Genomic DNA, 15,560 nt, shown 5'->3' on the forward strand with positions numbered 1-15,560 from the left:
TGTAGGGGCGGGGTTGTGTTGGCCCGGAGTCGGCCTGCCTAGAGTGGGGCAGCAGGGTCCTACGTGGCGCGGAACGCGACACGAAAGGGCCTGCCTAGAGTGGGGCAGCAGGGTCCCTACGTGGCGCGGAACGCGACACGAAAGGGCCTGCCTAGAGTGGGGCAGCAGGGTCCCTACGTGGCGCGGAACGCGACACGAAAGGGCCTGCCCAAATCTCAGCGAGCCTGGAGGCCCAGGCCCGATCCGGATCGTGCCAGGATGTGGCCGCGGCTTCCGCTGAGCCGGAACCAACGGCCGTTGCGGAAGAGGCGGTGTTCCCCGTCGCCAAGGAAACCGAGCGCCAGGGCCGCGAACGCCGCGCCTGCGGGCACGCCGTCGAGTCCGGGAATCTCCCGTCCCCACACTGTTGCCCTGGCATTGTTGACGATCAATGCGCCAGGCTGATCCGGAACAATCCCGGCCACCTCGGCAATGCCGGCATTCGCTTGCGCCCTGAGTTCGGCGTCGGGCACTGAACCGAGCGGCTGCCAGCCGCTGCGGGGCGCGCCGACTCCCGCCCACGATTCTGAAACGCTCGACGGCGGAATCGGCAACTCGACGTCGTCGGCACCGGACCGCGCAAGGCGGTCCAGGACCGAGGACAGGGTCACTGTGACGTCCACGTGGGCATCATCAGCGAGGGCGATGGTGCGCAGCCCGAGGATGGTGGGGGTCGATTCGCCTAGGAGACGCGGCCTGAGGACGCACACGTATGCGGCCAGGACGCGGCCGGATGCCTGAAGCCGAATCGCGCCGTCGTCGATGCTCTTGGCACGCGTGGCATAGGTGCGGAGATCCGCCAGATCACGGGGATCGACGAAACGGAAGGACTGGGTCAATACATCGGACACATCTTCGACTCTACCGGCATGTCCGCGGTTGAGAGGGGTCGGGGCGGCGTCTAGAGTCGAACCATGACTGACGCGCACGCCGGCCTGGAACATCAGGTTGCCATTGAGGACCCTACCTCCACCCTCATCGAACTGTTGTCCCTTGCCGATTTCGACGGCGCAAGGACCGCCGAGGACATCTTCCTCGGACCGTCCCAGAAACAGCCGCGACATCGGGTGTTCGGCGGGCAAGTGCTGGCGCAATCACTCATGGCCGGCATGCGCACCGTGGATGACGATCGAACTGTCCATTCCATGCACGGCTATTTCCTTCGTCCGGGGGACGCCAACCAACCCATCACTTTCAGCGTCGAAAGGCTCCGTGACGGACGCTCGTTCTCCGCGCGTCGGGTACACGCATACCAGGAAGGGCAACCGATCCTGTCGATGATCGCGTCCTTCCAGACCGAAGCAGATGGCGTGGAGCACCAGTCGTCCATGCCAGCGGGAATTCCGGACCCCGAATCCTTGCCGAGTACCGCGGAACTCCTGCAGAAGTACGACCATCCGTTGGCCCGCCACATGTCCTTCGAGCGGCCTTTCGATGTGCGCCACGTCGATCCCGCACTGTATGTGGAGGCGCCCAAGGACCGGATCGCCAGCAATGCCGTCTGGATGAAGACCTTCGGTCCGATGCCGGACGACCCCAACCTTCACCTGGCAGCCCTGGCCTACGCGAGCGACTACACCATCTTGGAGTCTGTACTGCGCAAGAACGGATTGAGCTGGATGACGCCGGGCATGAGTGTAGCCAGCCTTGACCACGCCATGTGGTGGCACCGCCCCGTCCGCGTGGACGAATGGCTGCTCTACGTCCAGGAGTCCCCCAGTGCCCAGGGCGCCCGCGGACTGGCCACCGGCAAGATCTTTAGCCGTGATGGCCAGCATGTCGCCACCGTGGCGCAGGAGGGCATGCTCCGGATCCCGTCATAGTTGCCTGCGTCGCTGCCACAAGGGCGGCCAAGATCATTGCAGCAAAGAAGGCCGGCGCCCCCGGAAGAAATTATCCAGGAGCACCGGCCTTCTGTGGTTGATCCGCTTAGTCGCGGGTCAACTTACGGTGCGTCACACGGTGCGGCTTGGCGGCGTCCGGGCCGAGGCGCTCCACCTTGTTTTCCTCGTAGGACTCGAAGTTGCCCTCGAACCAGTACCACTTCGAGGGGTTTTCCTCGTCGCCTTCATAAGCCAGGATGTGGGTGGCCACACGGTCGAGGAACCACCGGTCGTGAGAGACCACTACAGCACAGCCGGGGAACTCCAGCAGGGCGTTCTCGAGGCTGCTGAGGGTTTCGACATCGAGGTCGTTGGTGGGCTCGTCAAGCAGCAGCAGGTTTCCGCCCTGCTTGAGGGTCAAGGCCAGGTTCAGCCTGTTACGCTCACCACCGGAGAGCACTCCGGCCTTCTTCTGCTGGTCCGGACCCTTGAAACCAAAGGCCGCGACGTAGGCGCGGGACGGCATTTCAACGTGGCCGACCTGGATGAAGTCGAGACCGTCGGAGACGACCTCCCAGAGCGTCTTGTTGGGGTCGATGCCGCCGCGACTCTGGTCAGCGTAGGAGATCTTTACGGAGTCACCGACCTTGAGGTCGCCGCCGTCGAGCGGTTCCAGCCCGACGATGGTCTTGAACAAGGTGGTCTTGCCGACACCGTTGGGGCCGATGACGCCAACAATGCCGTTGCGGGGAAGCGAGAACGATAGCCCGTCGATCAGGGTCCGGTCTTCGAAGCCCTTCTGCAGGTTCTTCGCTTCCAGGACCAGTCCACCCAGACGGGGTCCCGGCGGAATCTGGATTTCCTCGAAGTCGAGCTTCCTGGTGCGGTCAGCCTCGGCTGCCATTTCCTCGTACCGGGCCAGACGGGCCTTCGACTTGGTCTGGCGGCCCTTGGCGTTGGAGCGGACCCATTCGAGTTCTTCCGTGAGCCGCTTGGCCTGCTTGGCGTCCTTCTTGCCCTGGATTTCAAGACGGGCGCGCTTCTTCTCCAAGTACGTGGAGTAGTTGCCTTCATAGGGGTACAGACGGCCGCGGTCTACTTCACAGATCCACTCGGCGACGTGGTCCAGGAAGTAGCGATCGTGAGTGATCGCGAGGACTGCGCCGGGGTAGGAAGACAGGTGCTGCTCCAACCACAGGACACTTTCGGCGTCCAAGTGGTTGGTGGGCTCGTCAAGGAGCAGGAGGTCAGGCTTCTGGAGCAGGAGTTTGCAGAGTGCCACGCGGCGGCGCTCACCGCCGGACAGGACAGTCACGTCGGCGTCGCCCGGCGGGCAACGGAGTGCGTCCATGGCCTGTTCGAGCTGGGAATCGATGTCCCAGGCATCTGCAGCGTCGATAGCTTCCTGGAGGTGGCCCATCTCCTCCAGCAGGGTGTCGTAGTCGGCATCCGGGTTGGCCATTTCCTCGGAGATCTCGTTAAAGCGCTGGATCTTCGAGTAGATCTCGCCCACACCTTCCTGGACGTTACCCAGGACGGTCTTTTCCTCGTTCAGGGGCGGCTCCTGCAGGAGGATGCCCACGGAGTAGCCGGGGCTCAGGCGGGCTTCGCCGTTCGACGGTGTGTCGATGCCAGCCATGATCTTCAGGATCGTGGATTTACCGGCTCCGTTCGGGCCAACGACGCCGATCTTCGCGCCAGGGAAGAACGACATGCTGACATCGTCCAGGATAAGTTTTTCGCCAACGGCCTTGCGAGCCTTGGTCATCGTATAAATGAATTCCGCCATGCCGTTAAATCTAATGGGTGGCACGGCATAACTCACATTCGGCCCCGCTAGCGGGAATCCCCGACGAAGCATTTGCCGCTGGCCAGCACGGGAAGGACGGACACTGAAACCTGGCCGTCCCTGATCTCGCCCATGACGCAGTCCTTGTCCAGTTTGGCCGCCGCCTCGATGGCATCGACATCCAGTCCTGTGGGGGTCTTGCTCGCGGATACCTCCACAGCGGAGGCTGGGATGCCGGCCGAAACGAGCTGCGATCGCAGTGCATCTTGTGCCGGTTTGGGGGTTGCCGCGGCAATGGTTTTGAGTACGGTCTCCATGGTCTGCTTCAGGATCGCCGTGCTCGGGCTGAGCGAGGCCGAAGCCGATGCGATTCCAGCGCCGGAACTGACGGTAGCTGGGCCCGCCGTGGCTGGACTCGACGGGGAAGGCGATGAAACCGGATTGCTTCCGGACACCACAGGAGCGGGTGCGGAGCAACCTGCCACCAGCCCGGCCACGAGTAGCGGCACCGCAAGCAGCAAACGTCGACTTCCAGCCCCATGGCCATGTCCCGATGGTTTTCGCGGCGTTCCCCTGCTCATCACCCGGCCATTCTGCCATGCGGCGCACTGTCTACTGCGCCGCATGGCAATCGGCGGCCGTCCACGGCATCCTTGTTTCAAACCGCTGCGTCCACAAGTTCCCCGGTATCGGCATCAACAAGAACCGGTTCGTCGCCTTCTCCGGCCGGAAGAATGACTCCCCGCTCGGCTGCCGCATCCGCGTCCTCGTCGTCGTGCGCGCCGCCCTCACCGTCGTCATCCGCCGCGGGCCACTGATTCTCCGGCTCCGCGTCCGCGGCAACGGGCGTGCTCTGGGGGCTCGTGGCGCTTGTGGTCCTAATGAAGTTCGCCGAGCCCCACATGAGGTCGTGCCCCACTGACTCGGCAATGATCTCGGCAACGTGATAAATCTTGCCGTCGCGTTCCCATTGCCTCAACTTGAGTTTGCCGACAACGATGATCCGCTGGCCCTTCTTGACGCTGCACCCGATATTTCCCGCGAGATGCCTGAAGGCTTGGACCGTGAACCAGTTTGTGTTGCCATCGATCCAGACATCGTTGGCGCGGTCGAACCTACGCTCCGTGGAGCCCAACCGGAACGAGGCAGTCCCTGTTCCACCCGGCGTCGTGGAGCTTCTGATTTCCGAGGCCACGAATCCCCGGACGGTGATGATGTCGTTCATGGTCTTGTCCTAACGTGAGTTGAAATGCCTGTGTGGCTCTTTCAGCATCACGCGCCGCCCAGATCGACGGCAGTACCCAATTCCCGTATGTGCATAGCCACACCGAATAGGCGCCTGTGGAGGAAGAGTCACGGCCTTGGCCGATCTGACAACACAGGATGCCGGCGCAATGTAAACTCTTGATGGCGCCTCAGCCACGTGCTGTGCAAGCGCCGCCAGCCTCGGTAGCTCAGAGGATAGAGCAGGAGCCTTCTAATCTCTTGGTCGGGGGTTCGATTCCCTCCCGGGGCACGCATGTGATGAGTCGAGACATCCTTCACGGATGAGTCGGGTCATCGGTTACACCCCGGTCTTCGGACCGGGGTGCTCTTCTTTGTCTGGGCTGGTAGCCGCGGGCTTTCGTGTTGTCCGGGCGGAAGGTTCGACGCGGAAAATCGTCTGCGACGCGCAGATGTACTCTCGACGCCCGAATTCCCTGTGGGTCAGGGATGTCGGGTGTCGGCTGCGGATTTCTGTGTCGCTGACTTTCGTCAACGTGTCCGCTTCCAGTCCCCGGCCCCCCTGCCCCCGCACCAACCCGTGCCGTAGCCCAGGCCACGATCTACGCTGTTCCCATGGTCCCGAACGTCCCCGGCTCCGCCGCCATCACCACGTGCCCCGCAACCTGGCCCGACGTCGAAAAGCTCTTTGGCATCCGCGGCGAGCCCTCGCGCTGTTGGTGCCGGTGGTTCGCCCTCCCCGGTCAGGATTGGAAAGCCACACCCCCTGAGGCGCGGAAGGAACAGCTCAAAGCCAAGTTTGACGACGGCGGCCCGGAACCCGGGGTTCTAGCGTTCCGAGGCGGCGAAACAGTGGGCTGGTGCGCCGTCGAGCCGCGCCAGTGCTATCCGCGCATCGAAAAGTCCAAAGTCCTCAAGGCCGCAGGAGAAGGCGCGCACGAAAGCGCTGGAGTTTGGTCGGTCACTTGTTTTGTGGTTTCTCCGGGCCACCGCCGGAGCGGTGTGGCCGCAGCATTGCTGGCCGCCGCCGTCGGGCACGCTTTCGACCATGGGGCCGAAATAGTCGAAGGCTACCCCGTGGATCCCTCGCTCCGACCGAAGGCCGGTTCGGCCGATCTCTACCAGGGGACCGTCAAGTTGTTCACAGCGGCCGGCTTCACAACAGTTTCCACCGCGGTGCCCGGACGGGCGGTCATGCGCCTACGACGCTGATTTCTTGCAGACCAGCGTCGAAGCAAACCCATTCAGGGCAGTGTCAAGATCACGGGCCCGTCTGCGGTGATCGCGACGGTGTGTTCGCTGTGCGCAGCCCGGCGGCCGTTGGCAGAGCGCAGGGTCCATTGATCGTCGTCGTGGTAATAGTCGTCGCTGCCACCCAGAATCAGCATCGGCTCAATGGCGATCACCAGACCCTCCACGAGCTTCACCCCGCGGCCCGGCCGGCCGATGTTCGGTACGTTCGGCTCCGCGTGCATGGTCCGGCCAATGCCATGTCCCCCATGATCGGCAAGGATCCCATAGCCGCTGCGTTTGGCTTCCCCGCCAATGGCGTACGCAAGATCGCCCATCTTGTTTCCGATCCGGGCGGCCTCGATTCCACGGGCAAGGGCGGCATCTGTGGCATCGATCAACGCCTGGTCCACAGGATCCGGAGTGCCCACAATGAAACTTATGGCGGCATCTCCGCACCATCCCTCCACGAATGCCCCACAGTCGACGCTCAAGAGATCGCCGTCCTGCAGCACGTATCCGTCCGGGATGCCGTGCACCACGGCATCGTTGACACTCGTGCAAATGACACCGGAGAAGGGCGTGGATGCCCACCGCGGCCGGTAATTCAGGAACGCTGGCTTGGCTCCCGCCGATTCAATGAAAGCGGCAGCAACGGCGTCCAGTTCCTTGAGCGACACCCCAACTTCGGCTTGCGAACGAACCGCGGAAAGCGTGTTGGCAACCACCCTTCCGGCTTCGCGCATGAGTGCAATCTCGTCGGGCGTCTTCACCATGGACAAACCGGGCCTCCAAAAGCACTAGGAACAAGGGGGCCCGAACCGGCCACCGGATGAACTCTTCCACCCACTCTAGGGGTGCCCCGGTGACAGTCAACCGCGGCACCGGTCGCGCCCGCCGCAGGAGCGGCCCGCCGCAGGACTGCCCTAGAGTCGCAGTATGGAACACGGAAGAATCGCCATCATCCGGGAACGCCTGCGCGCAGAAGCAGATCCGGATCGCGCGAAGGCGGCACAGGCGTATATGAAATCATCCATGCCATCCCTGGGCGTCCGGGTTCCCGTGGTCCGTCGCATGGTTCTCACCACCGCAAAAGAGCTTCCTTTCGGGTCCCCGGCCGAACTGCGCAACGATGTCAGGCTGCTGTGGCGGGAGGCCACGTGGAGGGAAGAACGCTATGCCGCCATCGATCTGACCTCGCTCAAGTCCGTGGCCAAGGACCTGGAGATGTTGCCGCTCTACGAAGAAATCATCCGGACAGGTGCGTGGTGGGATTTCGTGGACGGCGTCTCCGACCGCATTTGCGCCCTTCTGCAGCACCACCGGAGTACGCTGACCCCGTTGCTGCAGAAGTGGGCAAGCGACGAGGATTTCTGGATCCGGCGCTCCGCCATCACCTCCCAGCTCAAGGCAAAGTCGGCCACCGACAAGGAACTTCTCTCCACCGTGCTCGACGCAAATCTGGCCGACAAAGAGTTCTTCATCAGAAAGGCAATCGGCTGGACGCTGCGGGAGTACGCCAAAACGGATCCCCAATGGGTACGGGACTACGTGGAAACCCGACGGGCAGGCCTGAGCCAGCTGTCGCTGCGCGAGGCGATCAAACACCTCGGCTGAACCCGGTTCAGGACCTGGGCTTGGGCCTGAGCCTCAAGATGCCGCGACGCGGGCGGAACAGCACGTGCGTCTTCTTGTCATAGAACACCAGATAGGCGATGAAGGAGACGGCGATAGCGATCGCCACTCCTCGCACCACCGCAAGCGGAATCCACTGGAAGACACTCAATTGGTCCGTCAGGGCGATAAGGGTGAAGAACGCGGTCAAATAGAAGACCGTCCGAAGCTGGGGACCGTCCGCGATGCCCGTCACGGTATAGAACACCAGCAACCAGACCATGTACCAAGGCTGAATCACCGGCGCCAGGACTACAACGGCGGCGAAGGCCCAGGCCATCCTGCGGAGCACAGTCTTGTTGAAAACAGGTTCAATGTCGATCGGCGCGGGCATACCGATTCCGCGACCCGGCGTGCGCACGGCAAGCCAGACGATAGCGAGCGCCGAGACCGCCGTTCCGATGGTCTGGATGACATCCGTGACAGGGACCCCGGGACCGCCGAAGAGTCCGACGACGAAGCCCACCATGTGTGCCAGCAGGCCCACTGGTGCGTACCAGATCCAGACGGCGCCCGGAGTCTGCAGGGCACCAAGCCAACCGAATCCGAGTCCGTTCACGAACCCCGCGGCGGCCAGTAGCCCTAGCGACAAGCCCAACGTCGCCGTCCAACAAAGCATCCTCCGGCCCCATCCGGCGCGGGACCCGGCCCATAGCAGGCCAGCAAACGGCAGGGCAATCAAAGTAATTGGCTTGATGGCAATCGAAGCGGTAATCAACACGATTCCAAGCACGGGCCGTTTGACAGAGGCGAAGTACACCCCGGCAACAACCAGCCCCAACATCAACGAGTCGTTGTGAGCGCTTGCGATGAAGTTGATCAGGAGAACCGGGTTGAGGACCCCAAGCCAAAGCGCCCTGTCCGGGTTCACTCCGTGCAGTGCGGCCAATCGCGGAACGTAGACACTGAGCAGTAAGACCCCGCCGAGTGCGGCCAACCGGAAGGGAATCAGGGCAAGTTCGGGGATGCCTGTATCGAAGAGGCCGGTGCTTACCCACACCGCACCCTGTTCGATCCACAGCCACAACGGCCCGTAAGGCGTGGGGGCTTCGGTCCACAAAGTGTCGGGTCCGAGGGAAAAGTAGTTGCTCAGGGCGGAGATACCGTTGGTATATGGATTCAGGCCCTGAAGCATAAGCCGCCCCTGGCCGATGTAGGCATATGCATCCCTGCTGAACAGGGGCAGCGCGAACATCAACGGCATTGTCCACATCCACAATGCACGCCGGAGCACAGGACGTGAGGAAGAGTTCCACCCGCCGATCCGCTGGGCAATACGTAGCCATGAGCGCAGGAGCAGCAGTGCACCGAGGCAGAGCATCACAGTGCACAGGATCACCCCTACCGGAGATGTCCGAGCCATGATGAAGAGGGGCATGCGGATCAGGGCGCCGCTGGTTGTTGCAAGCCAGCCGACTCCAATCGAGCCGGCCACCATGAGCAAGGACCCAATGAATCCTTGAAGGATCGCCGTCCTTGCCGCTTTGGCGATAGCAGTTCCGCGTCCCGGGGCGTGGGAGCCGTCAAGCGCCTCTGGATGAGCCAACGAACCCCTCACCTCACGCTCACGAAACTTCGACGTCACCATCAAACAAAATCCTGTCCGGTTCCCTGCTGCATCCAGCCAAAGTGGTAGTGCCGGCTGCCATGGATTATTGCAACTGTAGCATCGCAGCCCGCGGCATCCCGGGGCCCTCCGGACCACGGGTCGGACTGCGAAAGTGGCCTGAGATAGGATGAACAGGGCTCTGGTTTGATGCCGAAGGCCCACAGCCACGCCGGTTCCGGATGAATTTCAACGGAACCGCTGTTCTCTGGAGCGGCTCCCGCCGCGACGGTTCGCGGCACCCTGTGACGATAACTACCTGACAAGGATCCTCCCATTTCCACGGACTCATTCTTCAGCGCGCTCACACGGTTCCGCCATCGTGTTCTTCCGTCTTCGTTGGAAGCAAGGCTCAACTCCTCCAGGGGTCTGCTGGCAGGTTTCTGCGTTGTGCACTTGGTGTTCCTCGTGTTCGCTTTGATCGTCTCCCTGCGTGGCGAAGCCTTCAGCGACACCTTCATCTATCGGGACTGGACCACCGCGGGGTTCCGGGATGAGAACCTCAGTGGCGGGCCCAGTCCGTGGGTTTACCCGGTGCTCGCCCTGATACCGATGGCCATCGCAGGCTTGGCCGGTCCCGGCCCGTTCTTCTTCCTGTGGGTGCTCATGATCACCGTGCTCGACGGCGTAGCTCTCGCCAAACTCACGGGGTGGGGACGTCGTCGGGAGGCCATCCCGGCGGCATGGTGGTGGCTGGTCTTCGTCTTCATCATGGGATGGTTGGGATTCGCCCGTGTGGATGGATTTACCGCGCCCATCGTACTGATCGCCCTGGCATACGGAGTGTCGCACCCTTTCATCGCCTCGGCCCTTCTGAGTGTTGCCACCTGGATGAAAGTCTGGCCAGCCGCCGTCATGCTTTCCTTGTTCACCGTGGTCAAGCAGAGAACCCGCGTGGTGGCTGCCGGGATTCTTACCAGCGCCGTGGTGGTCGCCCTGACGGCTGCCGTGGGCGCGCTGCCCAAGCTCTTCAACTTCCTGACCCAGCAGGGCGATCGTGGCATGCAACTGGAAGCCACCTTCACTACTCCGTGGTTGTGGCTCTCGGTCCTCCATGTGGGTGACTCCAGGATGTACATGAACACGGACATCAACTCGATGCAGGTGGACGGGCCAGGCACCCCCTTCATGTCACAACTGATGCAGCCCCTCCTTGTCCTGGCTGCACTCCTGGTCGCTGCCCTGACTTTCTGGGCTCTTCACAACGGCAAGCGAAGCGGTGGGGCTGACCGCACGGAACTGCTGCTGGCCGGCTCCCTGACCATGGCTACGGCCTTCGTGGTCTTCAACAAGGTCGGATCCCCGCAGTTCATGGTCTGGCTGGCGCCGGCCGTCGCCGTCGGGCTCGCGCATAGCTGGAAGGAATGGCGGGTCCCAGCGGCCATGCTCATTGCAATCGCGGTGGCCACGTACTTCATCTACCCCCTCTTCTACGACGCCCTCAGCCACAACAACCCGTGGATGGCCTTGGTTTTGACCGTCCGCAACGTCCTGCTGGTTGTGCTCTTCTGCTGGTCCGTCCGCCGCCTGTACCTTTTGGGCAAGAAGATCCCGGCCAACGAACCGGCCGCCGCTGCCAAGGAGTCCTGAGATTTCCGTTCGATTCTTTGACGGGCTGGCCCGCGTGCGCAACGCTGCCCTGCCGCCTGCCGCCGTCGCATGGTTCAGCCGTCCTTCCAGCGTGTGGTGGGGGTTTGCCGCCGTCCATGTGTACTTCCTCGGTTGGATGGCGAGCTTTTTCATCTCAGGGAACACCTTCAGCGACACTGAGCAGTACCGCCAGTGGGCAATGAACGGTTACAACCCTGCGGATCTGAACGGCATGATCAGCCCTTGGGTCTACCCGGTGCTCGCACAGATTCCGATCTTCCTGGCCAACATCGCGGGCCCGGGCCCGTACTTGCTGGTCTGGACGCTGATCATCACCGTGCTCAACGCCGCCGGCTTGTTCATCTTGACCCGCGGGCCGCGCCGGACAAGCGGGATTGCCCCCGCTTGGTGGTGGCTGTTCTTCACCGCCTTCATGGGCTACCTGAGCTTTGCCCGGGTGGAGGGCATCACCGCGCCCATCGTGCTGGTTGCCCTGCTGTATGCGGCCACGCGTCCCGTAGCAGCGGGCATCCTCCTCAGCATTGCCACCTGGATCAAGGTCTGGCCGGCCGCCGTCCTGGTGCCTATCGTCATCGCGAGTAGCCGCAGGCTGCAGATCATCGCCTGCGGTGCCGCCGTAACAGCGGTCGTCGCGTTGGGTACCTACCTTTCAGGCGGGCTTCCACACATCCTTGACTTCCTCACCAACCAAGGCGAGCGCGGCATGCAATTGGAAGCCACGTTCTCAACTCCGTGGGTGTGGCTGAGCGTGCTCAACATCGGCGGCTCCAAAATCGCTGACAACGTCGCCATCAATTCCACGGAAGTGTATGGTCCGGGCGCCAGCGTAGCGGCATTCATGATGCAGCCGCTCCTGGTGCTGGCCGCCGTCGCGGGCTCAGCTCTGTTGGTCTGGGCGCTTCGGCGCGGAGCCGAACCGGAAGAGCTGTTTCTTGAGGGGGCCCTCATGATGACCACCGCGTTCATCGTGTTCAACAAGGTGGGTTCGCCGCAATTCATCATCTGGTTGGCCCCGGTGGTTGTAGCCGGCCTGACCCACGACTGGAACCGGTGGCGTGTTCCCGCCGCCCTTCTCATGGGCATCGCCATGACGACTTTTGTGATCTACCCGCTGTTCTACACGCCGCTCATCCACGCCAACCCCGTCATGGCGGCCGTACTGACCACGCGTAATGTGCTTCTGGTTGTCCTGCTGTGGTGGTCCGTACAGCGATCCATCGAGCTAGGGCGCAAGTCCGGCGCAGCAACCGCTATTCGGGGCGCCTGAGCCTTCGCTCGAGCCTGCGGAGCAGTTCCATAGGAGTGGACCGGATCAGCAATCTGCGGGTGTGGACGTCCAGGACCATCAGGTAGATCGTGAATCCCACCGCCACGACGAAGGCCAGGGAAGACACCTTGACGTTCATCTCCACAAAGGACAGCACCGAAATCTGGTCCTGCGCGCCGAACGCCACGAAAAAGGTGATCGCGACATAGAGGGACTTGATCTGCCAGTCGTCCCTGATGCCTGTGACCGCGAGCAGCGGGATGAACCACAGGATGTACCACGGCTGGATGATGGGGGAAAGCATGACGACGGCGGCAAACGCCAGGGCCGCGCGCCGCACCAGCCGCGAATAGTCGCCCCGGAACATCAGTACCACCACCAGGGCCATTCCTACCCATTTCATGAGGGTACGGAGCCCGGTTGCAACGGCCGGCCCGGGCAGGCCCAAAAGGTTCGCGATCACCTCGACCTGCTGGCCCAGGAAACCGGAAGGCGAATATCCGGTGTAGCCGGGGGTGGGATCAAGGATGGCCCAGACCCACCCAAGACCAAGGTTGTAGGGGATTCCACTTACGGCCAACACCCCGAAGCTGATGGCCGCCGTCGCGCCCCAGAACAGGAACTTGCGGGTCCAGCTCGCGGCCGGACCGGCCCACATGAGGCCGATGAAAGGCAGGAGAAGCACCGTGATCGGCTTGATTCCGATCGAAGCCGTGACAAGCAAAAGACCGGCGATATGGCGGCCGGTGGCGGCAAAGTACATTCCTGCCACTGCCAGGCCGACCATCAAGGCATCGTTATGGGCACTGGCCACGAAGCTGATGAGGAAGAGCGGATTAGCCACGGCAATCCAGAGCGCACGGCCCGGATTAATCCCGTGCAGCTCGGCTAGCTTGGGAACGTACACCACGCAGAGCAGCACTCCCGCCATCGCCAAAACGCGAAAGAGCAAGACGGAGAAATCGGGCTGGGCGTCGGTGATGCCCACCACCCACCTCGCAAGCCACAGGAAATATGGACCGTAGGGGGTCTTGGCTTCGGCCCAAGCCGGGTCGGCACCGAGGGAAAACCAGTTGCTGAGCGTGGAAATACCTGCGGTGTAAGGGTTTTGGCCCTCCAAAACCAACCTGCCTTGGCCGGTGTAGGCGTACACGTCCCGCGAATAGATGGGGACGGCGAACATCAGGGGCGCGGCCCAGGCCGCGACCGCCACGACCACCGATCTGAGCGAGCCTGGCCCCCAGTCCCTGAGCCTTTGCCCGAGCCGCAACCAGGACCTGACCAAAAGCATGGCCCCGGCCGTCAGCAAGATAGTGGACGTCGTAACGCCCCAGCCCTCCGTGCGCAGCGCGATCACTATCGGGTGCCTGAACATCGGCGATCCGTTGGCGATCCAGCCGGCGCCGATAGAACCGACGAAGATCATGAGGGATCCAAAAAAACCTTGCCAGATTGCCACATAGGCCTTGACGTGGCTGGAGCTGCCAGCTCCGGTAAGCGCACTATTCGGAGAGTAGGGGCCCGCGGCGATCGCCTCAGACGGCATGGCGGGTTCCTTTGCCTCATCCCGGCTGTTTGAGGTGCCCACGCCCGATCCGCCTGCCGTCATGATATTCCAGTCCCTACGTACATTGGTCCAGCTCATCGAGGCAGGCAACAACCGCTCGACAACGGCCCAGTTTACCAGCCGGAGCATGCCTCAAACGCGGAATCGAGCGCCCCGCCACGCTTCCAATGCGACCGAACGGTAGGCTGGGCGCGTGCCTATTACTAATGAACGCATCGTCTGGATCGACTGTGAGATGACCGGCCTGGACCTTGAAAACGACGCCCTGATCGAGGTAGCGGCCTTGGTCACAGATTCGGACCTCAACATCCTGGGTGATGGCGTGGACGTCGTCATCAAACCCGATGACGCCGCTCTCGAGCAGATGAACGACTTTGTCCGCGACATGCATACCCGTTCGAAGCTCCTGGACGAGCTCCCCCACGGCAAGACGATGGCCGAAGCCGAAGCAATCGTCCTTGAGTACATCGAGAAGTGGGTACCCGACCCCAAGAAGGCACCGCTCGGCGGCAACTCGGTCGGAACAGACCGCATGTTCCTCGCACGCGATATGCCCAACATCGTCGAACACCTTCACTATCGGGTCATCGACGTCAGCACCATTAAGGAACTCTCGCGCCGCTGGTTCCCCCGCGCCTATTTCCAGTCCCCCGCCAAACATGGTGGCCACCGGGCGCTCGGAGATATCAGGGACTCCATCGACGAACTGCGTTACTACCGCGACGCAGTCTTCGTCCCGGCGCCTGGACCTGATACAGCAACGGCACAGCGGATTTCCAAGCAGATCACTGACGGTCCGGAGACTCCGACAAGCACGTGATCTACGGCACCTTTCGGGGAAATTTCACCCAAACGGTCAAAAGTGGCAAAACCATCCCCGAAGACGGGGTATAGTTTTTGTCGTTGCCTTCGCAGCTGACGGGTCATTCCGAAAGTGGTCAAAGGCACATGGTGGGCGTAGCTCAGTTGGCAGAGCGCCTGGTTGTGGTCCAGGAGGTCGCGGGTTCAACCCCCGTCGCTCACCCTCACGAGATCGGTTACAGTTTGCCGATCGCAGCCAAAGGCCGTACTGGTTATCCAGTGCGGCCTTTGCTTTGTCCGGGCCGATTCCGGCCGTCCAGTCTTCCAGACCCGAGAACCAGAGGAACACCTGACATGACCATCCTGCCAGTCACCATCTGGGGCGAGCCCGTGCTTCACCGCCGGGCGAGTGAGGTCGAAGTGTTCGACGACGAACTGCGCACCTTGATTGCCGACATGTTCGAGACGAACGAAGCCGCCAACGGCGTCGGACTGGCCGCACCCCAGGTCGGAGTCGGCAAACGGATCTTCATCTTCAAATACGCCAATGACGACGACGCACCGGACGAAGGCGTCCTGGTGAACCCGGTTCTCACCCTCTCCAAGATCCCCGGTGCCCTTCCTGATCCCGAGGAAGACGTGGAAGGCTGCTTGTCTTTCCCCGGGGAGCACTACCCCCTGCAGAGGGCCGAGTGGGCCCGTGTCCAAGGGTTCGACGGCTACGGCAAACCGGTGGATTTCGTGGCCACAGCTTGGTTTGCCAGGGTCATGCAGCACGAATTCGACCATCTCGACGGCAAGCTCTATGTGAATCGCCTCGTGGACCGCTACGCGAAGAAGGCCATGAAGCAAGCCAAGAAGAACGGCTGGGGAGTCCCCGGCTTGAGCTGGATGCCGGGCGTCGACCCGGATCCCTTCGGGCACTGACC

At 62.4% G+C, this 15,560-nt stretch carries 14 protein-coding genes and 2 tRNA genes; 9 read left to right on the plus strand and 7 right to left on the minus strand.

Annotated features, from left to right (window positions below; genetic code table 11):
• Positions 1–215: 215 nt before the first annotated feature.
• On the minus strand, positions 216–890 hold the full coding sequence (locus ACX5I4_RS12870; protein WP_461837003.1) for a hypothetical protein: 675 nt from the start codon (positions 888–890) through the stop codon (positions 216–218).
• A gap of 63 nt (positions 891–953) precedes the next feature.
• Here ACX5I4_RS12870 and tesB point away from each other — a divergent pair, with 63 nt between their 5' ends.
• The gene (tesB, locus tag ACX5I4_RS12875; RefSeq protein ID WP_461837004.1) at positions 954–1,862 is read left to right on the plus strand and encodes an acyl-CoA thioesterase II; all 909 of its coding nucleotides are present in this window, start codon (positions 954–956) and stop codon (positions 1,860–1,862) included.
• A gap of 106 nt (positions 1,863–1,968) precedes the next feature.
• Here tesB and ettA read toward each other — a convergent pair whose 3' ends face one another.
• The 3 genes from ettA to ACX5I4_RS12890 form a co-directional block, all read right to left on the minus strand.
• Complete coding sequence (gene ettA, locus ACX5I4_RS12880; RefSeq protein WP_461837005.1) at positions 1,969–3,651, minus strand: energy-dependent translational throttle protein EttA; 1,683 nt, start codon at positions 3,649–3,651, stop codon at positions 1,969–1,971.
• A gap of 47 nt (positions 3,652–3,698) precedes the next feature.
• Positions 3,699–4,232, minus strand: a complete 534-nt coding sequence (locus ACX5I4_RS12885) for a DUF6993 domain-containing protein (RefSeq protein ID WP_461837006.1) — start codon at positions 4,230–4,232, stop codon at positions 3,699–3,701.
• A gap of 77 nt (positions 4,233–4,309) precedes the next feature.
• Positions 4,310–4,876, minus strand: coding sequence for a single-stranded DNA-binding protein (locus ACX5I4_RS12890; RefSeq protein WP_461837007.1), 567 nt, complete (start codon positions 4,874–4,876; stop codon positions 4,310–4,312).
• A gap of 218 nt (positions 4,877–5,094) precedes the next feature.
• On the opposite strand from ACX5I4_RS12890, the gene ACX5I4_RS12895 reads away from it, so the two are divergent.
• Both ACX5I4_RS12895 and ACX5I4_RS12900 read left to right on the plus strand, forming a co-directional pair.
• A tRNA-Arg gene (locus tag ACX5I4_RS12895) sits at positions 5,095–5,167 on the plus strand.
• A gap of 323 nt (positions 5,168–5,490) precedes the next feature.
• On the plus strand, positions 5,491–6,087 hold the full coding sequence (locus ACX5I4_RS12900) for a GNAT family N-acetyltransferase (protein ID WP_461837008.1): 597 nt from the start codon (positions 5,491–5,493) through the stop codon (positions 6,085–6,087).
• Between the two features lie 32 nt (positions 6,088–6,119).
• On the opposite strand, the gene map is transcribed toward ACX5I4_RS12900, so the two are convergent.
• On the minus strand, positions 6,120–6,887 hold the full coding sequence (gene map, locus ACX5I4_RS12905) for a type I methionyl aminopeptidase (RefSeq protein ID WP_461837009.1): 768 nt from the start codon (positions 6,885–6,887) through the stop codon (positions 6,120–6,122).
• 157 nt (positions 6,888–7,044) lie between these two features.
• On the opposite strand from map, the gene ACX5I4_RS12910 reads away from it, so the two are divergent.
• Complete coding sequence (locus tag ACX5I4_RS12910) at positions 7,045–7,722, plus strand: DNA alkylation repair protein (RefSeq protein WP_461837010.1); 678 nt, start codon at positions 7,045–7,047, stop codon at positions 7,720–7,722.
• Between the two features lie 7 nt (positions 7,723–7,729).
• On the opposite strand, the gene mptB (ACX5I4_RS12915) is transcribed toward ACX5I4_RS12910, so the two are convergent.
• The gene (gene mptB, locus ACX5I4_RS12915; RefSeq protein ID WP_461837011.1) at positions 7,730–9,367 is read right to left on the minus strand and encodes a polyprenol phosphomannose-dependent alpha 1,6 mannosyltransferase MptB; all 1,638 of its coding nucleotides are present in this window, start codon (positions 9,365–9,367) and stop codon (positions 7,730–7,732) included.
• A gap of 294 nt (positions 9,368–9,661) precedes the next feature.
• On the opposite strand from mptB (ACX5I4_RS12915), the gene ACX5I4_RS12920 reads away from it, so the two are divergent.
• Both ACX5I4_RS12920 and ACX5I4_RS12925 read left to right on the plus strand, forming a co-directional pair.
• The gene (locus ACX5I4_RS12920) at positions 9,662–10,975 is read left to right on the plus strand and encodes a glycosyltransferase family 87 protein (RefSeq protein WP_461838719.1); all 1,314 of its coding nucleotides are present in this window, start codon (positions 9,662–9,664) and stop codon (positions 10,973–10,975) included.
• Between the two features lie 34 nt (positions 10,976–11,009).
• Positions 11,010–12,263 carry a glycosyltransferase 87 family protein gene (locus ACX5I4_RS12925; protein WP_461837012.1) on the plus strand — a complete coding sequence of 418 codons (1,254 nt, stop codon included), beginning with the start codon at positions 11,010–11,012 and terminating at the stop codon, positions 12,261–12,263.
• On the opposite strand, the gene mptB (ACX5I4_RS12930) is transcribed toward ACX5I4_RS12925, so the two are convergent.
• On the minus strand, positions 12,247–13,809 hold the full coding sequence (gene mptB, locus ACX5I4_RS12930) for a polyprenol phosphomannose-dependent alpha 1,6 mannosyltransferase MptB (protein WP_461837013.1): 1,563 nt from the start codon (positions 13,807–13,809) through the stop codon (positions 12,247–12,249). The genes ACX5I4_RS12925 and mptB (ACX5I4_RS12930) overlap by 17 nt on opposite strands.
• A gap of 214 nt (positions 13,810–14,023) precedes the next feature.
• On the opposite strand from mptB (ACX5I4_RS12930), the gene orn reads away from it, so the two are divergent.
• From orn to def, 3 genes are all read left to right on the plus strand, one after another.
• Positions 14,024–14,650, plus strand: coding sequence for an oligoribonuclease (gene orn / locus ACX5I4_RS12935; protein ID WP_461837014.1), 627 nt, complete (start codon positions 14,024–14,026; stop codon positions 14,648–14,650).
• A 131-nt stretch (positions 14,651–14,781) separates the two neighbouring features.
• Positions 14,782–14,854 (plus strand) — tRNA-His (locus tag ACX5I4_RS12940).
• A gap of 131 nt (positions 14,855–14,985) precedes the next feature.
• On the plus strand, positions 14,986–15,558 hold the full coding sequence (gene def, locus ACX5I4_RS12945) for a peptide deformylase (protein WP_461837015.1): 573 nt from the start codon (positions 14,986–14,988) through the stop codon (positions 15,556–15,558).
• Positions 15,559–15,560 lie beyond the last annotated feature (2 nt).

Source organism: Arthrobacter sp. MMS24-S77 (assembly GCF_054888235.1).